Origin of the sequence: Portibacter marinus (assembly GCF_021533195.1) — a bacterium.
GTDB classification, from domain to species: domain Bacteria; phylum Bacteroidota; class Bacteroidia; order Chitinophagales; family Saprospiraceae; genus Portibacter; species Portibacter marinus.
This window is the reverse complement of the sequence record NZ_JAJNKB010000003.1, coordinates 359465-382504: the sequence shown is the minus strand read 5'-3', so window position 1 is coordinate 382504 and position 23040 is coordinate 359465. Positions and strand designations below refer to the sequence as shown.

The window sequence follows — 23040 nt, the reverse complement described above, 5'->3', positions numbered from 1 at the left end:
CAGCTGTTTTGATGAAAGTTAACCCACAGTTTGTCAATATTTTTAAGGAAGATAAAAGGTTCAGTGTATCTAGTGTTCCGTCTTAATTTCACTGGGAGAATATCCAAATTCTTTTTTAAATGCTCTGCTGAACCAGGAAACGTCTTTAAATCCACAATTCCGGGCTACTTCTGATACATTTAAATGGGTTTTCATGAGTAAGGAACGCGCGTGATCTAATCTCACAGACCTGATAAACAAAGCAGTTGATTTTCCACTTATTCCTTTTAACTTTTTATAAAGTAATGAGTCACTCATTCCCATGAGTTTGGCAAAAAGTGGAGGTCCAAAAACATGGTTATCTAAATTATCTCTGATCACCTTAACGGCTTTTTGCAGAAACATAGAATCATCATCATTAACTTTATCTTTATTAAACTTTCGGAGCAATGGGTCTTTTTGAGCTTTGTATCGCTTTGTTGAAGCTATCAGTTGTTTGACTCTGGTTAGTAGTTCTACTTTTGAGAAAGGTTTTGATATATAAGCATCAGCACCTTGTGTGTATGCAAAGAGCCTGTCAGAGTCCTTAGTTTTGGCAGTCAGTAAAATGATTGGAATATCACTGGTAGAAGTATTGGTCTTAACTTCTTTGCAAAACTCAATGCCATCCATGATCGGCATCATGATGTCGGAAATGATTAGATCAGGTTTCATTTCTTTTATCTTGGAAAGTCCCTCCCTCCCATTTTTTGCAAAAATGACGGAATATTCATTCAGACATTGAGCTACAAAATAGGTTACATCTTCACTATCTTCCACGACTAATATGCAAGGTTGATCCTCCTGCATCATAAAACTGGAGTGGATCGGTTTTGCTAAAGATGTTGGGCTAGTTTCGTCCAAAGCAGCTTCATCAAATAGTAATTCTGACTCATTCCGTATGGGTAGACTTACGGTAAAAACACTTCCAATTCCCAATTTACTTTTCACCTGAATTTTTCCGCCAAGTGTCTCCACATATGATTTAACCAGTGAAAGTCCTAAGCCTGTACCTGTGGTCAATTTCTTTTGTTCAACGCGAAAGTATTTGTCAAAGACGAATGGCAAATCCTTTTCTGAAATGCCAATTCCTCGATCCTTTACATTAATAGTCAGCGCTTTTTCCTCTTGAGCCTTCAAATGAATGATGATGCGAGAATCTTTGGGTGAAAACTTGACAGCATTGGCAATTAAATTTTCAATGATGGTACAGATCATCTCCCGATCATAATCCATATAGATTTCATCCTGTTCAGAATAAAACACCACTTCAATATTTTTTCTATGACCTAATGAAGATAGACTATCGACCAAATAACGAATATAGGTTGCGATATTGCCATTTCCATAATGAGGTTGGATACCATTTTCATCTATTTTGGATACTTCCAGAATTTTATTGATCAAGTCCAGCAATTGCTTGCCATTCCTATGGATCATTTGGAGGTCCTGTTTATTATTGATGCCGTTGCTATTTACTTTCAACTTTTCTGATAATCCTAATATAAGCGTTAGAGGAGTTCGGAATTCATGGGTAATTCCAGTATAAAGATGATTACGCATTTCGTTCATTTCCTGCAGATACTTCGACTTTTGTTCAATCAATTGGAGGGTACTCATCGCTTTATTTTTCTCTTTTTCGACAAGTTTGGACTTATATCCCAATCCTAGAAAGAGGCAAAAGATTTCCAGTAAGATTCCAACCATCATCGGAATGTCTGATGAGTCCAGAAATCCCGCCATGAAAACTTTTTGGTATGAAAGGGATTGGGAAACCAGAAGCGAAAACAACAAGATGGACGTGCCGGATACAATGAACCAAACCAGTTTGTTTTTATGAATGGTCAACAAGTAAAGCAAAAAGAGGACCGTACAAAGGTGAATGACGTATCTGGAAAAATAAATAAAGCGGTATGACCAGTTGGTATCAACTAAAATGAGTATTCTGTCAATAGTGAATACAGCTATTAACGACCAAAGAAAATACTTGATCAATTTATGAAACTTTGGATATTTCTTCCTGGTTTCCAGAAAATACATGATGAAAAAGGAATAGGCAAAATAGCTTGCAAATAATATGGGCAAATAAACCCAATAGTAATGAAGATAATGAGGAAGAATGAACCAGTCAGGATTCTGCATGCTGTATAATCGCACATAAAAGGCAACTATTGCAGCAATGTATAGCGCATAAAAAAGAAATGCTCTTTCTTTATTGTAGATAAAAATGGAGAATGCAAGTAAGGCTATGATGGTCAATGTTACTAAAAAACCACCCAGAATAAAGTAGGCTGCCACACGATAACTCCGATTTCCTGAGTCATTATAATCTTCGGCGTATAGCGCTATGTCAAAATTTTTATTAAAGTTGACAGTACTTTCTAGATGTAAAAGAAATTCATAGTTACTTCCCGGTTCAAGTTTAAATGGAAGCGCAAACTTATCATTCATATTGACATGCTTAGGATGTTCAGAACGCTTGACATAGAAACCACTTTTTGCAGAATGGACAAGCTCGTCTTCGTGAATTTGAAACAGTTGCATCAGCCCCCTGGACTTGGTCTTCAGATAGTAGTGTGACGAAGGAAAACTTGTTGAAGTATTGATCTTAAAATAGACCCAATAAGCGTATCTGCTTTGATTGAATTTACCGAAATTTGGCAGGTCGTCAGTTCTGTAAGTTTCAGATCCCTGGATATTTTGATAAACTTCATTCCAGTCTGAGTGACCTTTTGGTTCGACGTAAACCTGGGCAAAGTCACTAATCTCAATAAAGCTGTCGATCGGGGAGAATAACTCAATAGTTGGAATACCTGCATCACAGTGAAAGGGCAAAATGAGTAATGCCCACAAAATTACATTCCTTTTGAAATAGCTGGTCATTGGGTATAGGGGTTAAAGTATACTTCAAAGGTGACCTTAAATGCTCTTAATTTACTAAAGTAACATATTTTTTTTGACCAACTCTGCCTTATCGATTTAGTATTCTAGTTTCCCGATCAATTTTCAGTAGTTTCGTGTTCTGAATGAAAAGCATAGTGTGTAATTTATGAGCGATAATTGGAATATAGGAAAAGAGCGAACGAAAGGCCTCAAAAAAGAAACAGAAAAAACGGTTTTGGTCGGTGTAATTAGAGATGATCAGACAGAGGAGCAGGTCAATGAATACTTGGATGAATTAGAATTTCTGGCCAGAACAGCAGGTGCAGAAACCTTAAAAGTATTCACGCAAAAGATGAAGCAGCCTCATCCAAGAACTTTCATAGGATCTGGAAAATTGGAGGAGATCAAAGAGTTTATAGAGGATAAGGATGTAAGTCTTGTGATTTTTGACGATGACCTGACCGGAAAGCAGACCAATATTATAGAGGAAGAACTAAAAGTAAAGATCGTCGATCGATCTTCTTTGATTCTCGATATTTTTGCAGGACGCGCTCAGACCGCTCAAGCTAAAACCCAGGTTGAGCTGGCTCAAATGCAATACTTGCTTCCTCGACTGAGAGGTTTGTGGACACACCTGGAAAGACAACGTGGGGGTATTGGAATGCGGGGCCCCGGTGAGATGGAGATTGAGACGGATAGAAGGATTGTGCGTGATAAGATTTCCAAACTTAAAGATCGGTTGGAGAAAATCGATAAGCAAAATCAAACCCAACGAAAGAATCGAGGGGACCTCATTAGAGTCGCTTTAGTGGGTTATACCAATGTGGGGAAATCGACCCTGATGAACTTACTGAGCAAGTCTGAAGTTTTTGCTGAAAATAAATTGTTTGCAACGCTGGACACTACAGTACGGAAAGTGGTATTTGGAACTATGCCTTTCTTACTTTCGGATACGGTGGGATTCATAAGAAAACTTCCTACTCACTTAATCGAGAGCTTTAAATCGACATTGGATGAGGTAAGAGAGTGTGACATCTTAATGCATGTAGTGGATATGGCACATACGGAATATGAGGATCATATTGCCACTGTGAATAGCACTTTATCAGATTTGGGTGTAGAAGATAAGCCTACCCTTATGGTGTTTAATAAACTTGATTTGTATCGCGAGAAAAATTTCGATGACTTGCTTACTGAGGAGGAGCGACAGGAAATTGAATCCAGCATCAAAAAACACCTCGAAAATGATTACGGCTCTACAAGCTTGTTGGTTTCAGCTCATACCAAAGAGAATATTGACCAGTTAAGAGATGTTTTAGGGTCTATGGTTTTAAGTCAATATCAAATCAGATATCCGTACATGCCTAAAAGATGGTAGAAGTGACCAACCCAAAGGAATAGCGCCGAAGATTTGTTACTGGGGCGAACTCGCGACGGGCGCGCCGAGGGTTTGGACATTCCTGGTCAAAGGAGACGATATTGACCCTAAATATAATTTGAATAATCGCATCCGGCTGCTATCTTTAGAACATTAACTTTGGGGTATGGAAAGATTATATTTTATTGTTCTCCTGGCATTGCTTTTTAACGCTTGCTCAAATAATATTAAAGACGAAGTTGGTCATGATATCATTCATGAGAATGGCTACGAAATCATTCAGGAAAAACTTCTGGATGCGCAACGTGGGGAGACCATCATTTTGCCTCGTGGACTTTACAAAATCAACCGCTCCATCAGCCTGGACGGTATTCCCAACGTAACCATAAAAGGTGAGGGCAAGGAAGAAACCATTCTTTCCTTTCTTGAACAGACCAGCGGCGCTGAAGGGCTTAGAATTACCGCAGACTCCATCACCTTGCTGGATTTTACGGTCGCCGATGCCAAGGGGGATGCCATTAAATTGCAGGATTGTAAAGGTGTGAACGTCATGGGTGTCAAAACGACTTGGACGCAAGGAGCCAAATCAACCAATGGAGGATACGGACTGTACCCTGTTCAGTGTGAAGACGTGGTAATCGATAATTGTGAAGCTGCCTTTGCTTCTGATGCTGGCATCTATGTGGGCCAGTCCAGAAATGTTGTGGTGAAAAACTGCCACGCGCATCACAACGTAGCGGGAATAGAAATTGAAAACTGCGTCGATGCTGAGGTGTATGATAACATTGCAGAAAATAATACTGGTGGAATTCTTGTTTTTGACTTACCAGATCTAGAAGTAGTAAACGGCAACAATTGTAAAGTTTATAACAATAAGATCGTAAGCAATAATCTTAAAAACTTTGCAGCTGAAGGAAATATGGTGGCCATCGTTCCTCCTGGATCAGGAATCATTCTTTTGGCAGCAAAAGATGTTGAAATTTACAACAATGAGATTTTAGATCACAAAACCCTGGGCATTGGTATTACCAGCTTTCATATGACTGAATTGCCATGGAAAGATGAGCGATATGATCCGTTTACATATAATGTGAGCATTCATGATAACACCATTGAACGTAAATCTACAATGCCTGATGTTAGTAAGAAGTTTGGCCAAATGGTCAACCTGCTTTTCCCTGGCAAACCACAAGATATATTGTACGACGGAATCACGAAGGAGGGCCGGGATGGAAGTAATCCTATGAATATTTGTATTAAAAATAATAAAGTTGAGGACCTGAGATTTGCCAATATTGATGCAGCAAATGATTTTGATAATGTAGATCGGTCACTTGATCCTTATGAGTGCATTTAGAAATAAAATAATAGGTGTGCTGCTCCTAGCAACCCTCCTTTTCATGTATGAAGCCTGTGCGCCTGCTAAGGCAGATGGTATCTCTATTCCTAATCAGGGAGTATTTTTTGATCAAATAAGTGAGTATGGTATTCTAGGGCATGACCAGGAACCGCATCCAAAATTGGTTCGTTACGAAGTGACCAATGAACTTTTTACGGATTATGCAATGAAAGACAGATATGTCTATATGCCAGCAGGTAAGCAGGCCAAGTTGAAAGCGGATGGTTTTTTCGAATGGCCTGAGGGTGCCATGCTGGTTAAGAATTTTGGATATTCAAAGGAGCAAATAGGCTCGGATCAGTTGATTGAAACGCGCTTGCTGATTAAAGAAGCAGATAGTTGGAAGGCTGTTTCTTACAAGTGGGATGAGAAACAAAGGGATGCTAAAATTACTAAGGTGGGAGATATCATTAAGCTGAATTTGCATAATGAGTCATTCGACTATGTTATTCCCAACAAAAACCAATGTAAATCCTGTCATAATCACAATGAAAGTATTGATCCACTAGGGTTCAAGTACGCTAATTTGGGAGGAGTAGATGGTCAATTACAAAGGCTGGAAGGCAAAGGTATTATTACTGTAGCGGATATTGTACCTCAAGGCAAAACCATGATTTCATACCGCGATGTCAACCAACCAATTCAGGACAGAGCACTTGCGTATCTTGATATAAACTGTGGTCATTGTCACAGACCTGAGGGTCCTGGTAATACTTCCGGCTTGTACCTGCAATATGACGAAACCAGAACCAATCACCTTGGTTTTTGTAAGGCACCAGTTGCGGCCGGCAAAGGCTCTGGCGGTAGGCAGTTTGATATACTTCCTGGAAGTGCTGATTCCTCAATTTTGTATCATCGGATGGCCTCCCTTGATCCTGGAGTTATGATGCCGGAAGTAGGAAGAAGCTTGGTCCATCAAGAAGGATTGAAGATTGTAGGAGCTTGGATCAACGGTTTAAAGGATGAAAATTGTAATTAATGATTGATTGATGTTAATAAATGTTTGAAAAAAATATTAAGCTAGCGCAACCTAGTCTAGCATAGTCTAGCCCTTAAAGAGCTTCAAGCTCTTTAAGGGCTTAGGGCTTAGAGAGCTTAAATGGCTTAGAGAGCTTAAATGGTTTAAAGGCTTAAAAGGCTTAAAGGCTTAGAGCGCTTAGCGTAGACAGCAAAATTTTATTGAAGATTTGTTGAGATCAACTTCTGAAACTAAACAGATGGTTGTGCGATTTAACTTGAAATACTTGTTGGCTTTTGCTTTTATGCTTTTTGTTATGGGCCTGAAAACTTTTGCCCAGGATCCTATTAAAGTCGAAGTCAGAGGTAAGGTTATGGACAAAGTGTCCAGTGAGCCCCTCGTAGGTGTTACGGTATCTTTGGTTGATCATGTGGATATTGGCTCAACTACGGGAGTAGACGGCAGTTTTACATTGACCAATGTGCCTGTTGGAAGACAGCAGTTTCAATTCTCGTACATTGGATATCAACCGTTTATCACAGAAGGTATCATTATCAATGCAAATCGTGCCGAATATCTGGAAATTGCATTGACGGAAGGTTTGTTATTGGACAATGTTCAGATCATCGCAGATGGAAACATCAATGCTCCTGTTAATGAACTGGCTGTGGTGAGTGCGCGATCATTTAGTGTAGAAGAAACAGAACGCATTCCAGCTGGTGTCAATGATATGGGCCGTATGGCTCTTTCCTATCCAGGCGTTCAACAAGGCGCCAATGACACAGAAAATGATATCATTGTAAGGGGCAATTCCAGTGTTGGTATATTATGGAGACTGGAAGGCATGGATATTCCCAATCCAAATCACTTTGCACGTCCAGGGACTTCTGGAGGAGGCATTACTGTTTTCAGCGCCCAATTGCTGGATAAATCTGATTTTTATACCGGTGGCATGCCTGCTGAATTTGGAAATGCACTTTCCGGTGCATTCGACGTGCATTTTAGAAAAGGAAACAACCTGGCACGGCAGCATCGCATTAGAATCGGATTATTAGGTTTGGATTTCGCCACAGAAGGTCCGATTAAGCGAGATAAATCCAGTTATTTGGTGAACTATCGATATTCGACACTGGGCTTATTGAATAGTTTGGGATTTGAATTGGTTGGAGAAAGGGTCAGTAACAATTTTCAAGATATTTCATTCAATCTGGCCTTTGAAGGAAAGCAACCGGGTGTTCAATGGACTGTGTTTGGAATTGGCGGTATCTCTGAGGAACATTATTCCCCTAAACCACCAGCAGAAAGGGAAATTGGAGTTTCGAATCATTGGGAAGACCGATACAATATTAGCGATGTGGCTGTAACAGGTGTCACCTATAAGAAGATCTTGAATAGTAAGTCTTACATCAAGGGAACGACAACATTGATGTATAGTAACATAGAACGCATCTACGATACGCTTTCCCTTGACAACGAACGATATCGATATGAAACTCAACAATATGTAGATTCCAGACTTTCTTCAGCCTGGTCTTATTGGTACGAAATGAAAAAGCAAACTAAATTTAAAGCCGGGACCATTCTGCACGGCATCAATTATGATTTTTTCAAAGAAACGAAAGCTCGGAGAAATACTTCAAACATCATTGATTTCAACCGAAACATCAATCTAGATGGTGGAGGAATCAGCTTTACAGCTCAGGTTTATGGGCTGGTACAGTATTCGCCTTCACAGCAATTGGATATCAACGTAGGACTCCACAGCATGTTTCTTGGAATCAATAACCGGGTGGCGCTTGATCCCAGATTGTCACTTAAATATGCATTGACCAACAATCAAAGCCTGGGCTTAGCCATCGGAAGACACAGTCAGACCCTCCCGCTTGCAGCTTATTTTTATGAGGAAAAAGAAAGTCCTCAGAGCAACCATAAAATAAGACCAAATTTTGATGCTCCTTATCTGAAGGCGGATCATTATATTTTGAGCTACACGTATGTGAGTCCACGGTTGATTAAATTGAATGCTGAATTATATTATCAGCGTTTATCAGATGTTCCGGTACGAGCTGTTGAAACAGGAGATGGATACTGGATGCTAAACAATCAAGGAGAATTTCCGGATTTCAATACGGTGAGTAAAGGTAAAGGAGAAAACTATGGAGTAGATCTTGCGTTGGAGAAGTTTTTCAGCAATAAGGTGTATTTTTTATTGACCGCTTCCTTTTTTGAATCCAACAGTATTTCAAGAGAAGGATTAAAAAGTCCAACCAGATATTCCACCAAATGGATTTCCACTTTTACGCTGGGTAGAGAAATAGAATTTAAAAAAGGTGGAGCACTGCAGTTTGGAGCCAGGATCATGTACAATGGAGGGTATAGATATACGCCTTATGACCCGATCTTGTCTGCTGCTGAGAACAGGTTCGTTCCCCTGGCTGGATCTTTTTGGTCTGAACAAGTTTCTCCCTACTCTCGGATTGATTCGCGAATCGCCTATCGATACAACAAGAAAAGATACAGTGGTGCCATCAGTCTGGATATTCAAAACCTGACCAATCGAAAAAGTCCGAATAGAGTGGCCTACAATGCTGAAACCAATGAATTAGAATTCAGAAATTTTGATGGTGGTGATTTTATACCTGTTCTGAGTTTTGTATTTGATTTCTAAAACTTGTATTGCAATTTAATACACTGAACTATACCTTGCCAGGAAGTATTGAAAAATACCATAAGCTACCAGACCAAGTGACATCAGTACTGTTAAAACAGTTCCCATCGTTAGAGATTGAAGAAACTCAAACAAGCCACCTAATCCCCTAACAGCATCACTATTGTCCTGCCAAGCAGCCAGTCCAACAAAGTAAGCAAATATGAAAAAACAGATGCCCCTTGAAATAAATCCTATCGTTCCAGATTTTTTTAGCAACTCCTTAGACTCAACGCTTCCCGACTGTTCAATTTCTTCCAGAAATTTCTGAGTGATGCCCTTATAAAATTGATACACGCCTACTCCGAAAAGGATCAACGCTACAATAAACATAAGTGTCTGGCCATAAGAGAGTTCTAAAACCCTTTGAGCAAGGGATTGCTTGGAACCTCCTCCTCCACTACTTCCTACGGACATGAAAAAAGACCTTAATACTGTAAATGCAATAGCACCATAGATGAGGCCATTGACAAAATACCCTGTTCTCTTGACAGCTCCTTCCTTATCGTTACCTTCGTTTTTCGTATCCAGAAATGCAGAAGACATCCTCCATATAGAATAAAACGCCAGACCTAAACCTATGACGAGTACAATGACCTGTCCGAACGGTTGGTTCTGAAGATAATCAATCACCCCAGTTTTACTGGTCATTTTACCGTCACCTGAAAAAACAGCCATTAATGCTAAAATTCCAATTAGGATATATAGTACTGCCTTGGTGTACAATCCGGATTCTCTTAGTTTTTCTAACATGTTTTTGATTTTAATATGATACCTCAGAACATAAATTTTTGTTCGCGTACGTATACTTGCCAGGGCAATTTCGTGGGATATTCTCATTGGTTTTGCAATTCCATTATAGGTAGGTGACTATGGCTGAGTTGGTGGAATCTGCAATGGTAATTTTATAATTCCCCTCTCAAATGCTTAGAAATCACTTCAGCTTTCGAATGTACATGGAGCTTCTTGTAAATATTCTTAATGTGAGACTGGACAGTCTGAAATTTAATTTGCAAACGGTCAGCAATCATCTTATAAGACAGACCATCGGCTAACAACTGGACGACCTGGGTTTCTTTATCAGTCAGAACATCTTTATTGGGCTTGGGCCGGAAATAATTGATGACTTTCTTAGCGACTGAAGGAGACATTGCCGCTTTTCCATTATTGATATCAATGATCGCTTTTTTAATCTGCTCGAGTTTAGTATTCTTTAAGAGATATCCGGAAGCACCAGCACTTAATGCCTTAAAAACCCGCGAGGCATCATCGTGAATCGTAAACATGAGGATCTCTGTATTGGGGAATTTATTTTTTATTTTATGTATGGCTTCAAGACCACTTATGCCGGGTAAGCTGATGTCCTGAATTAGCACGTCAATTTGAGCTTTCGGTGAAACTGTTTCAAAGAATTCCTCTACAGATGATGCCAATATCAGACATTGCAAGTGATCCTGCTGATTGAGGTATTGACTGACCAGAGCACGGATGTGCGGGTCATCTTCAACCATTGCAATTTTTATATCTTTCATCTATAGGTAAAAGTGAGAATAAAAATTTAAATAAGGTATCCCATAAACATGGTACTAAATGGATTTTTCAAGTGTCAAGATAACGGTGAAACCTTCAATTCCAGACCTGATTTCTAAGGTTCCATGCATTTTGCCGGCCCTCATTTTCATTGTTTGCATCCCATGTCCACCGTTTAGACTCTGTTCACTACTACCATTGTCAGAAATTTCCATGGTAAATTTACCTCTATCATTTCTCAAAAGCACTTGTGCCTCATGACCATTGGAATGCTTTGCAATATTATTGATGGCCTCCTTGAAAATCAAGAATAGATTCCTCTTGACCACCGGTTTGAGTTCTTTAGAGGGTGCAATATTTTCTGTATTCAATATGAATGCAATCTCTGCAGGTGCCAAGGTGTCATAGGCATAATCTTCCATTCGATCGATCATATCCTGCCAGGTGTCACTGCTCATGTCAATGGACCACACTAAATCTCGTACTTTATTTATAGAAAGATCCACTACTTTATTCAACTTTTGAATGGTGCTCCTATGCGGATCGCCTATTGATGGTTCTAATAACTGTAGCTGCATCGATATTCTAGTCATCGAACTTCCTATTTCATCGTGAAGGTCAGCTGCGATTCTCGTTCTGGTTTCAGATTCTTTACGGATCAGATTAATTCTGTACCGATATAATAAATAGATCAACACGGTCGCTGAAGAAAAAACCAATAACAGAAACCACCACGCTTTATAAAAAGGCTGCAAAACTTCAATACCCAAGGTAGTATAATGAGGGGATCTTCGACCCTTTGAGTCCCGTGCTCTAACCTGAAAATCGTAATGACCAGCCGGAAGCTTTTGATATCGTATACTAGCGTTTTCACCAATATTCTGCCACTGCTCCTCTAGATCACTTAATCTAACTTCATAATTAAAGTTACCAATTCCTATATAACTTGGTACCGAAAATTCCAGGTCTATATAATTGTCACTGGGATATATTTCAGTTTTGTCAATTGTTTTTAAATGTGCCAGCTGGTGCACCGAGCTGTCGCTGATTCTGTTATAGCGTGAAACTGAATTGATGATAACCTCGGGCAGCTGATTTTCACTGAATATCTGATCAGGTCTAAATTTAACAAGACCATTAAAGGTACCAAAGTACATATCGCCGGATTCAGTGTATAAAGATGAGAGGTAGTTAAATTCATTGTCTGGAAGACCATCCTCCTTGGTGAAAGTATGAAACTGCTCCTCTTCAGGATTTAATCTTACCAGACCGTTGTAAGTTCCTATCCACAGATATCCATCATGATCGATTTCAATGGAAGCTATGAAATCGTCAGGTAATCCGTTCTGAGTAGAATAAATCTTAAGCTCATTATTATCGGTGTCTATTTTACACAATCCGCCTCCCAGTGTTCCCAGCCAATAAATACTCTGATCTATTGCCAGGCAGTTAAAATAGGTACTTAAAAGTTCCGGAAAAGTTTCCTGTGTTACTTTGTACATCAATTCTCCGGTGCTGGCATTTTGCACAAAAAGTCCATAGATGCCTCCATAGATATATTTACCATCTAGATATTCTACAAACTTACTGTAATAGGTATTCTTCGGTGGTTTTTCCTTTATCTCCAATTTGGAATAACCGCTATTCTTCAAATTGAACTTTATGATATCATGTTCTGCAGTAAAATAATGAAGAGTATCCTCTTTTATCGTTGAAAGATTCCTGAAACTTGAAGAGGTTTCTTCAGGAATGCGCTTCGTTGTGAGACTGTTGTCATTCAAGTTATAATATTTAATCGTTTTGGACTCCCTGGGGGTCAAGACCAAATAGTCGCCATATCTGTTCAAGAGACTGTTTCCTTTCACATCATTGAACAAGTGTGTGGTATCAACGGTGCCATTTTCATTGAAAATAAATTTTACCAGATGTCTCTTCCTGTCTGCCAGGCGTGCTACGATGCTGTCTTTTCCTAGTTCAAAAATTTCTCTATATTGAATATTTTGCTCATCCTTCTCGGCATAGGTGGTAGCAAAGAAAGGATTTAACATCAGATTGGTTTTAATCAGTCCTAACTCAGTACAAAGCCATGTAATGCTTTCACCGTCGTCGAAAGTGTAGTAAATGTCCGGGCTTTTTCCTTCGAAAACCTTGCCGCTGTAGACGGTATACTGCCAATTAACAGTGTTGATATTGTACAGTCCACCTTGAAAGAATATGAGCAATTGATTATCCTTTTTAAGGTGCGAGGTTTTTATGTCAATGGGTCTCTTGGAAAATTCCAATAACTCTTCAAATTTTTGATCATTGTTTAGCGCATATATCTTTCCATAAGAATGAATGATTAGTGGTCCAAATCTTGGGTGGGCAACTATTCTAAGATGATAGTCTAAAGTTTCACCAGGTGAAGGAAAGTGATATGAAACTGATTGGTCATGGTCAATCACCAAGATTTTTTCGTTTTCTTCATCTTTTACGTATAGTTGCCCATTATTGGACAGCGCGAAAGAACGAGTGAGATGGATATGAATCCAACTGTTCGATTCAGCAATAAAACTTGAGATTAGATCCCAGTTTTTATTGTAGACCAGGGCTTTGATTTTCTCTGAATTATCAATAAAAACAACTTTATAGTCAGAGTCTGGAGCTTTATACATTTTGGTTACAGAAAAAGAATCCAATTGGTCAGAGAATGGTAATTCCACCATTTTGGACTTTCTGGTTTTAAAAGAAAACTGCATCATCTCTTTACCATTAGTAGCTAAAAGCGCCGTATCTCCTAAAGTGAAGGCAGAGTTGAGGTTAGTAAGTGGTATATAATGATTGGGGTCTGACTTTGTGTAGCGAATAAAGCGGTGACCATCGAAATATTCGATATCAGAATTAACAATCCAAAGAAATTGATTTGCGTCTCGAGTAGCAAAAGATACTTTCCTATTCGACAGACCCATTTCAGGATTGATATTGAAGTAATCAAAACTCTGTTGAGCGGTCAAGGAAAGATTAAAAATGGTTATTATCAGTAATATCTGCTTCCGCATACTTTAAAATAGTACTTCCCTTGATAAAACGGAAAAAATCGGGCACAACACTTCGAGGTGAAGAGTCATGCCCTTTAACACACCATGAAAATTTTGCAGATTCAGTTGCTTTTCATCAAAAGTCGTACTTGACGATTCAATTCGTTCATTTTTTTCTCTTGCTCTTCTAGTTTGTGGGAATGCAGGTCATTTATTTTCCGTAAATCTTCGATCATTTTCTGTTGTTCTTTTAGCGCTTCTACGAGGACCGCATTAATTCGAGCATAATCTACTGATTTGTATCCGTCTTCTGCAGTTCTTACCACTTCCGGTATTATTTCTTCTAATTCTTGTGCAATGAATCCGATGTCTTTTTTACCGGAAGTATTCCAGGTAAATCTTCTGCCATTCATGTTCAAGATCATAGACAGCGCGCTACCGATGGGCAATATGTTATGTTTGTATCTTCTGTCTGAGAAGGTGTTCCAGGCATTGGCCAATGCAAAAGTACCGTCTCCATTTAATCCCACCTGTAATTTCGCGGTTGGGTCAACAAATTCTCCGATTCCGAGTCTTCCAGCATCGGTCAAGATCATATCTGGTAGTGTACCTGTTCCGGCCTGGAATCTAAGTTGCTGGCTGATATATTGAACTCTTGATATAATGGTACCTGTATTATTAAGCGTAAATAGACCCTTGCCTTCAGAAATCGTAATATTACCGTCATAGATGTCTAGCTTGCTAGAAGAAAGGCCGGAATAACTTCCGGAACCTATGGTAATCTTACCATCCGCTTGCATATTTTCAGTAATGTGAAGTTGCTCAGTGGGAGTTATGTTTCCTAATGCAGTCCAACCACTACTATATACCGTCAGAGCATTCGATCTAATTTCAGGAATATCAGGTTGGGGTGGAAAACCTGGCATGCCAGGCAATCCGTTTCCCACCATAAAAATAGGACAATCTGAGCAGAATTCAAGAGGGTCAAAGATTGGATCGTTATGCGTGCCCACAGCAGTAGCATTAGGTGTGTTGGCAAGTGTAGAAAATCCCAATGACGAACTCGCAAACGCATTCGCTTCAGCACCAAATCCATGAGCGAAACTATGATCACCTGTGGCTTTTGCATTTTCCCCGTGTGCGAAACTATTGATACCTGATGCTATGGATTGATTCCCACCAGCAAAGGATTGATCTCCGGAGGCAATGCTCTGAAATCCGAAGGACGCACTATTCAATCCGTTGGCTTGACTCTCATTTCCAAAGGCTACGCTAGATTCGCCGATAGCTTGCGTAGAAGTTCCAAAAGCAGTACTTACCGCACCTGATGCTGTAGTAGAGTTGCCGAATGCAGTGCTCTGAACTCCTGAAGCTATTGAACTCTTTCCTGCTGCAAAACTATGTAAATTACTGGCTTTGCTGCTCTCTCCGAATGCTACACTAGCTTCTCCACTGGCTTCGGTTAGCCAACCACCCGCTGTAGAATAGTTTCCGGAAGCTTTTGATGAAGAACCGTAACTAAGGCTCTGATTTCCACTTGCAAGAGTTCCAGTCCCTAGTGCAGTACTGTAATCTCCTACTGCTCTAGTATCCGATCCAAACGCTGTACTTGCAGATCCGGAAGCTCTGGACAGTGAGCCAGCTGCAAAAGAATGTATACCAATGCTGTCATCCTTCCATTCATTTCCATATTCAAATCCTACTCTAAATGCAGCTTTGGATTTATCAAAAAACAACCTGTTGTAGTAGTCGGGATTATCCTGATGATCGAGAGTGGGAGATCCAATTACAAAATCACTGTTGAGATAACCCTGCGTTTGTCTTATAGTATCCACTACTTTCTCAAATACATTATTCGGCATCTCCAACTTCTCCCACGCTCCTCCAGACTTACAGAAAAGCGCTCCCAGATCAGTATCGAAGACCAACATTCCATCAGGCGCTGAATTCATAGTATCTCTTACAGCAGTGGTCACTCTGGGAATCAGCAGTCCTTTATCATCAGACTGAATATCGAGAATGGCTGAAGGGTGACCACTAGGATTCGCGTCTTCGGAAATGATCACTTGTTGGGCTCCTAAGGTGATGGCACTGAAGCCTAATAGTAAAATCACTGAAATTTTTAGGTAGTTCATCTGATTGTATTTTAGAGTGAACCTCTAATTTACGAAACATTGACCACCTATACCATCCCATATTCATGGTAGACGAATTCACTAAGCAAGATCTGCTAAGACCTCTAAAGCCTTGTCTATTTCTGCTTTAGAATTATAGATATGTGTAGAATGCCGTAGGAATTCCTGCCCTACAGATCGAGGTTGCAATCGTTCCTTTTCCCACATTGTTTTCTGAAGTTCAGGCCCGGTCAGGCCCTCCACAGAATAAGTCGTGATTCCAGCGGCCATGTTCTCATTAGTCGAAGAATGAATGGTTACATGGTTCATGGACTTTAAACCTTCGCGAAGATATGCACCCAATTCATGAATTCTGCTCAACCACTTTTCTTCCCCGATCGTATTAAAAAAATCAACGGCTGCCTCATATCCAACCATCTGCGCCGGATTACCTGTCCCGGATTGCATCAACCTAAAACCATGATCTTCTTCATTATCCCAGTTATAGCTCGCTAGAGTAGTCCAAATATCTCCCACCACATCTTTATTGATATACAGTAAACCACTGCCAGCGGGAGCCAATAACCACTTATGTAGACTTGAGTAATAAGCATCACATCCGATATCCTTAACGTCAACTTTGACATGTCCGACGCATTGCGCCCCATCCAGAACGGTGAAGATGCCTCTTCTACGAGCTTCGGCACATATTTCTTTCACTGGCATCACTGTACCATAAACAGAAATGATGTGTGGAACTGCAATGACCTTTGTTCGTGGCGTAACTTCCTTAAAGATCGCATCAATAATTTCCTGAGGATCATTCGCCGGTTCTGGCATCACTGCCTGCTTGTAGATACAACCTTTTCTCTTAGCCAGCAATTGCCAGGCACCAAAGCCACCACCATGCTCCTGATTGGTATTGATCAATTCGTCGCCCTCCCTGAGATCCAAACCGTTTCCCACGAAATTCATTCCATGGGTTGCGTTTTGGGTCAATGAAATTTCCTTGTAATCGCAGTTAATAATTGCTCCCAATTTTTCTCTTAACTCCACGCAAGGGAAATAACCACTTAAAAGCGCCGGACCCGAACCATTCTTATAGTCAATGGTAGCTGCCTCTTTAGCATAATGCATCATGTGCTCCATCATTTTATACAGAACGTAGCTGGATGGCGGTCCCATGGTGCCGTTGTTGAAGTAGGTTTGGCCTTCTTTTAGCGGAAATTGCTTCCGGACCAAATTCCAATAGTCATCGTCTTCGAGCTTTGCAGTATTTAGTGCATTTAAGCCTATAGCTTTACGCTCTAATTTAATGAAGGGCAGCACCATCGCTGCTCTCGAAGTGTGTTTTAAGAAATTTCTGCGGTTGGTCATAAGTCCTGTAATTCTTCACTTAAATGTAAAGAATTTTGTACTTCCTAAAAAAATATGCAATTCACATACGTGTTTCAATAATCTTATTAGCACATAAATAGCTCTTGATTACAAGGAATTTAAGGACAAAGGTGATAGAAAAATAAATTTTATGAGCTAAAATTTGCAAAATTCATAAATATTCTTAAATTGAACTAGGATGCGAGCAATCTAATCAATTTAATTTTTGTTTAGGTCAAATTTGTCTAATTACTCTTCATTAGAAGAATCTCCTTTAGAAACCATAGTAGGAATGCAATATTGCAAACTGAAAAACTACTATAAAAAGAAGTAGGAAAAACTTTATTACAAAAGATTTATGTGATATCAAAAACGTATTTTAATTACGTCATTTACCGCCTTATTTTTATCCATTAATATTTTTGTCAAGGACTGTTTACGATGGATAATAACCCTATGAAAGTCAACGCTGACATCGAAGAGAAATTAGAACTTCGTACATCTAGTTCTCTAAATTTAAGTGTAAATAGGATAAATATTAATAGTATTAATTCCATTATTAGTTCAAATGGAAACTTTAGTTTTAGAATCCCAAATGATAATTCTGTTTATAAAGCTCAATCTAAATATGTCAAAGTAGATGATATTAATAATTATGAGTGGCAAGGAGAAGTCGTAGACAGGCAAAATATTAATGTAGGAACAGTTTCACTTGCAGAGGTAGAAGGAGCATTATTTGGTAATATCAATGTTGGCGAAAGATCTTTTGTGATAGAAGATTTAGGTAAATCTTTAACTTCAAAGAATGGAAACAGGATAAGTATTCTTATTGAGAAAAATAATGAATTAACAAAAGGCTACCGATGCGCTAACCATAATACTGATCACGATGGTATGAAAGGAAATTCAGAGGGAACTAGTTACCAAAGAAATTTTTCATGTCCTAGAAATGTAAGAGTTTTAGTTTTATTTACCACCGCTGCAAATAACATTCAAGATGGTAATCAAGCAGCAATAACGTATATCAATCAAGCGAACCAAGCTCTACGAAATAGTGGAATTAATGCAGAACAGCTGACATTTGACTTAGCAGATGCTCAATTATTTAACGGTGTCAGTGATCAAATTGATAGAGCTAATCCTAATTCTCTCACTCCCGGAGCTGATAATATTATTGCCATGAGAGATGCAATTGCACAAAATACAATAGCTCTGAGAATATCAGAGATAATGAAAATGCAGACCTAGTCGTACTATTAACAGATAGTCCTTTTTTTGATGGAATAGAAGGAGCGGCTTTCGTACACAATAATGATGATAGCGCAGAAGCTCATGCTATAGTACAAATAGGAGTAAATTTAAACAGATTTGTCTTTGTGCATGAAATTGCACATAATTTCGGGTGCAAACATGATAATGATAATAGAGACGGTGGGGTGGAGAACTTAAATTTTTATGCCCGAGGGAATCTTTTAGCTAATGATAATGCAACAATTATGGTGAATGGTCCAGTTAATAGAATCCAAAATTTTGCTAATCCAACTATTTTTTTTAATAATGAAAGTACCGGAGAAAATAATAGTAGGGACAATGCAAGGCAATTAAGATTGGCGGCTTGGAGAATTGATGATTATGAAACTGGCGATGATCCTGTTGCACTTACAATTGACGGACCTTCTACAATATACGATGAAGGGCAGACCTATACTTGGACAGGAAATACATGCAATGAAATAATTACCAATTATCAATGGTCATGGAGTCAGGATGGTTGGACTTATTATAATATTGGCTCAAATAGTAGTGATCTTGTAGTAAATGGTAGTACTTTTCCACCTAAAGATGATGCTCCAACTATTTTTATACGGCTAATTGCGAGTTTCTCAAATGGACAGACAGTGACTGAGGTCAAGTCAGTTCAAAATGAACAAGAATCTATTTATTATTCTGAGAAAATAGAATCTGTTACCCTTTCAGAGAATACTGGAGAAATCCGAAAAGCATTGGGCATTGAGGTATTTCCAAATCCGATAGTATCAAATGAAATGACTTTAAAACTTGAAATACCTTTGGACTTGGATCTCTCTGTCTATATCTATAACCAATATGGAAGTTTGGAGAAAGTCATAAGAAAGAATAAGTATTATAGAAAAGGTAAATATAATTTAAAGGTTAATGTTGAAAATCTTACAACTGGATTGAAACATGTTACGGTTAGAAGCAAAGATTACATTAAATCAATACATTTTGTCACACTTTAAATTTAAAACTACAATCGGTTTGAGACATATTCACAAATACAATTTAATGAATAGATTTACTTATTTAATAATATTAGTATTGTTATTCGCGTGTTCCAAAGAAGACAGAATACCTGCAATTTGCGATACGATGGGGTATGATGAAGAAGCAATATTTTTTGAAGAAGATTTTTGTGCAAAATCAATATATAATGGAGAAAAAGCAGAGTTTGATGCAGGCTATTTTGGTTATAGGCATGAGAATGATCAACCTGTTGGATCAATAGGTTTAGTAAGATACAATGAATGTAATTTGCTGGATTTTCAGCTAGAATTACATGAACTTAAAATCAGTTTTGATAAACAGATTATAGATTCAACCTCTGCTTATTTCCATTATGGTGCATTCGAAGAAGTTGTTACTTCCTCAAGATACGATTCACTTATCGTCACCCCCGATTTTGAAAATTTCATCAGGTTCGACTATATATCACTTGATTCGAGCGTTGTAGAAGGTCACTTTCAGATAAAACTGACCAGGAGGTGGTGTAATTATACTAGTGATGGAAAATTACAACGATGTGAACAACCTGTTTTCGATTATAATGAACCCGAAACCATCGTCATAAAGGACGCCAAATTTAGATTGTGAAATTAATTATTGAAAAAGAGACTGTCTGGCAGTCTCTTTTTTTTTCCAACCTACTATATGATGTCTTATTCTGCTATTTCAATTGGCCTTCTATTCTTGTCTATCTTCGCACTTAGATCACTAATCTGACTTTGCAAGCCTTGCTTTAGGTCAGAGATTTCATCTTTTAGTGCAAGTAAATCTTCTTGCTGCTTAGCAACGATTTTAGCAACGTCATTACGATTAAGTCCAATAGCAACATTGACATAACCCATCCACTCATTCTGTGAAGCACTCCAAGCCCTTCCTACAATTTGGGTTAAATCGGAAATTTGCAAATCTTCAGGTTTAACAGCGCGTCCGAATCCATCATTTCTTCCGGACGGTAGGATGTAGTCCCCAATTTCCACTTTACCTCTCGTTAAGACAGGCACCTGACCCATAAATGCAATTTTTTCGTATTCAGCTTCTTTACCTGGTATGGGTTTGTTTCCAAGTACAATTGGATTAGTGGAAATAGCGAGAATCTGATCTGCGCCTTCTGTCTGACGAGAAATTTTACCATTGGTAACACCAACAATCATCCCATTTTTCATACCCTCGTTGATATCTGCACGAGGTAGCCATTCTGCATAGTCAGCACCAAATGAAACATAAGTGACACCTCCTTCGCTACCTTCTTTGCACTCTTGAGTGGCTTGAATAATAGTAGCAGCCAAAGCAAGATCAAATGGATTGGTTGTAATCAGCGATTCTAACCCATTTCCAAGTGCCCAGCAAATTAGTTCCTTTAACTTATCTTCACCTGATGGACTTAATGGAGCAAAATCAGTCAATAATTCGATAGGATTGAATGATCCTCCAACAAAGTTGCTAAAGTTCTTAGCCAAGTTTGGCTTTACAAAATTTACATCACCGTCTCCAATAAAAGGAAAATCAAATGAAAGACTTCCTTCCGAGAATGAAAGTACATTATCTGGTAGATCAGCTGGACTAAAGAAACTACCCGTAAAAGATCCTAAACTGAAAAAGTCTTTAAATGAAAAAGGAAATACATCATTATAGGTACTTAAAGGATCGTCTGTCCCAAGCTCAAAACCTTCAATTGCTCCGGTCAATGTTCCATTACCATTAAAAAAACTGACATAATCGTTTTCTCCACTATTATGAAAGTCTGAAGTGGTACCGATTTGGATGGCGAGACCATTGGTTCCATCATCTGAATCATCAGTATTATTAATGTGAGCTACAAACTTCTTATTAGATATAGTATAGATTGCCGGCCCTTCAAATTTTGCGGAAGCAGCAGCTATTTCACCTGAAGTTTCTAAATCGGAATTGAAAGTTGCATCACCATCGACGTCCAGCGATCCTCCTAGTGTTGTGGCTCCATCCACATTTAAAGTACCATCCAAATTTGAATTCTTATTTACGTTAAGATCTCCAGTTAAGGTAGTCGTTGACATCCCTGCCACGGTTAAGTTACTGTTTAGGGTGCTTGCTCCATCTACAACAAGATCAGCAGCTAATCCTGTATTCCCCATCACATTCAAATCCGAATCCAGGACCGTATTTCCCATCACATTTAAGGTACTCTTTAAAGTCGAAGCTCCATCCACATCTAGTGTCCCCTGTAATTCCGAATCTCCTTCTACTGTCAAACTATTCAAAGTAGATGCACCACCCACATCCAGATCACCGTTGAAACTTGTCGTTCCTCCTACAGTAAGATCCTCATCTATTGTGGTATTCTTATTGACATTTAAAGTCCCTGTCAATAAAGTAGAACTCATTCCAGTCACAGTTAAATTACTATTTAATTCAGTGGCCCCATCCACATTGAGCATGCCATCTAAGTCCGTATCACCTTGCGTGTTCAGAGAACCCACCAAAGTCGAATTACCATCTACATTTAAATCTGAATCCAAATCTGTATCTCCGTTAACATTTAATGTACCTACCAAAGTACTGTTCCCATCTACATTCAAATCAGCATCCAAATCCGAGTTCTTCTGAACGTTCAGAGTCCCGGTCAGAACTGTAGAACTCATATTAGCCACATCGAGATCACCATTGACTGTAGTCGAACCACCGCTGGTATTCAAATTGACATTTTGTCCCACATCCAAATTATTGCCTACGTTCAGATCATTAGCTATATCCAGGTCAGCACCTATTCCGAGATTGTTTTCGATCGAAATATCTCCACTCTCTAGTATTCTCATTCGCTCCACATTGTTAGTGATCAAAACTAGGTCCGCCATATCTGTAGTCCCCAACCTATCCTTTTGATCATTCACGTTGGAATTTCCAAAAAGAGACCAGGTATTGGAAGGCACACCGTCATCCTGAGAACGGTATTTACGTGTCAACTGTTCAGCGGTAACAGCATGGTAGGCATAAGGAACAGCAAGCAACTTTGTATCACTTAAAGCTGCATATCCTTTCATAGTGTTGGTTTTGAATTCAACCGACATCCAGATGTCATCGTTGGCCCATGGTACTCTTTCAAGCGTACCACTTCGGCTTGCACCTTCACCGATGACCAGCGATATCTGTCCAAGACGATTACTTGAAAGATGGTGTTCTTCGGTATATACTGCAGTCCTTGCCTGGCCTGAGTATAAGGTAATTTTTAGGTCAATGTTTTTTTGGGCCATCACCTGACCATCAAGACTTCTGACAACAGCCTGGTAGTTCATGCCTTTGGGACCTTTCTGTCCGTAAATGGTAATTGTGGTCAATAATAGTATTACTAGTGTTCGAATTATATTTTTCATTGTAAAAA

Annotated in this window: 14 protein-coding genes; 7 read left to right on the top strand and 7 right to left on the bottom strand. The window is 39.0% G+C overall.

Annotation, left to right across the window (positions count from 1 at the left end):
• Window positions 1-69: 69 nt before the first annotated feature.
• On the bottom strand, window positions 70-2901 hold the full coding sequence (locus L2567_RS09310; protein WP_235297485.1) for a response regulator: 2832 nt from the start codon (window positions 2899-2901) through the stop codon (window positions 70-72).
• Window positions 2902-3067: 166 nt separating this feature from the next.
• Between L2567_RS09310 and hflX the strand changes: the two genes are divergently transcribed.
• The 4 genes from hflX (at window position 3068) to L2567_RS09290 (ending at window position 9304) form a co-directional block, all read left to right on the top strand.
• Entirely contained in the window at window positions 3068-4279 is a 1212-nt protein-coding gene (gene hflX / locus L2567_RS09305; protein WP_235297484.1) for a GTPase HflX, read from the top strand.
• A 166-nt stretch (window positions 4280-4445) separates the two neighbouring features.
• Window positions 4446-5636 carry a parallel beta-helix domain-containing protein gene (locus tag L2567_RS09300; RefSeq protein WP_235297483.1) on the top strand — a complete coding sequence of 397 codons (1191 nt, stop codon included), beginning with the start codon at window positions 4446-4448 and terminating at the stop codon, window positions 5634-5636.
• Entirely contained in the window at window positions 5623-6657 is a 1035-nt protein-coding gene (locus L2567_RS09295; RefSeq protein WP_235297482.1) for an SO2930 family diheme c-type cytochrome, read from the top strand. The genes L2567_RS09300 and L2567_RS09295 overlap by 14 nt, the downstream gene beginning before the upstream one ends.
• A gap of 244 nt (window positions 6658-6901) precedes the next feature.
• Complete coding sequence (locus L2567_RS09290; protein WP_235297481.1) at window positions 6902-9304, top strand: TonB-dependent receptor; 2403 nt, start codon at window positions 6902-6904, stop codon at window positions 9302-9304.
• Between the two features lie 15 nt (window positions 9305-9319).
• Here the strand turns inward: L2567_RS09290 and L2567_RS09285 are convergent, their stop codons facing one another.
• The 5 genes from L2567_RS09285 to L2567_RS09265 all read right to left on the bottom strand — a co-directional run bounded on the left by L2567_RS09285 (window position 9320) and on the right by L2567_RS09265 (window position 17381).
• Entirely contained in the window at window positions 9320-10096 is a 777-nt protein-coding gene (locus L2567_RS09285) for a DUF1206 domain-containing protein (protein WP_235297480.1), read from the bottom strand.
• 152 nt (window positions 10097-10248) lie between these two features.
• A complete protein-coding gene (locus L2567_RS09280; RefSeq protein ID WP_235297479.1) occupies window positions 10249-10875 on the bottom strand; it encodes a response regulator in 627 nt (208 codons plus the stop codon).
• 54 nt (window positions 10876-10929) lie between these two features.
• The gene (locus L2567_RS09275) at window positions 10930-13911 is read right to left on the bottom strand and encodes a sensor histidine kinase (RefSeq protein ID WP_235297478.1); all 2982 of its coding nucleotides are present in this window, start codon (window positions 13909-13911) and stop codon (window positions 10930-10932) included.
• Window positions 13912-14012: 101 nt separating this feature from the next.
• On the bottom strand, window positions 14013-16025 hold the full coding sequence (locus tag L2567_RS09270; RefSeq protein ID WP_235297477.1) for a tail fiber domain-containing protein: 2013 nt from the start codon (window positions 16023-16025) through the stop codon (window positions 14013-14015).
• An 81-nt stretch (window positions 16026-16106) separates the two neighbouring features.
• Window positions 16107-17381, bottom strand: coding sequence for an aminotransferase class V-fold PLP-dependent enzyme (locus tag L2567_RS09265; RefSeq protein ID WP_235297476.1), 1275 nt, complete (start codon window positions 17379-17381; stop codon window positions 16107-16109).
• 441 nt (window positions 17382-17822) lie between these two features.
• Here L2567_RS09265 and L2567_RS09260 point away from each other — a divergent pair, with 441 nt between their 5' ends.
• The 3 genes from L2567_RS09260 to L2567_RS09250 are packed head-to-tail and all read left to right on the top strand — an operon-like array spanning window position 17823 to window position 20273.
• Complete coding sequence (locus L2567_RS09260; RefSeq protein WP_235297475.1) at window positions 17823-18629, top strand: hypothetical protein; 807 nt, start codon at window positions 17823-17825, stop codon at window positions 18627-18629.
• A complete protein-coding gene (locus tag L2567_RS09255; RefSeq protein ID WP_235297844.1) occupies window positions 18602-19642 on the top strand; it encodes a zinc-dependent metalloprotease family protein in 1041 nt (346 codons plus the stop codon). Before L2567_RS09260 ends, L2567_RS09255 begins: the two co-directional genes overlap by 28 nt.
• Before the next feature lie 46 nt (window positions 19643-19688).
• Window positions 19689-20273, top strand: coding sequence for a hypothetical protein (locus tag L2567_RS09250; protein ID WP_235297474.1), 585 nt, complete (start codon window positions 19689-19691; stop codon window positions 20271-20273).
• Between the two features lie 65 nt (window positions 20274-20338).
• Here L2567_RS09250 and L2567_RS09245 read toward each other — a convergent pair whose 3' ends face one another.
• Window positions 20339-23032, bottom strand: coding sequence for an autotransporter outer membrane beta-barrel domain-containing protein (locus tag L2567_RS09245; protein ID WP_235297473.1), 2694 nt, complete (start codon window positions 23030-23032; stop codon window positions 20339-20341).
• Window positions 23033-23040 lie beyond the last annotated feature (8 nt).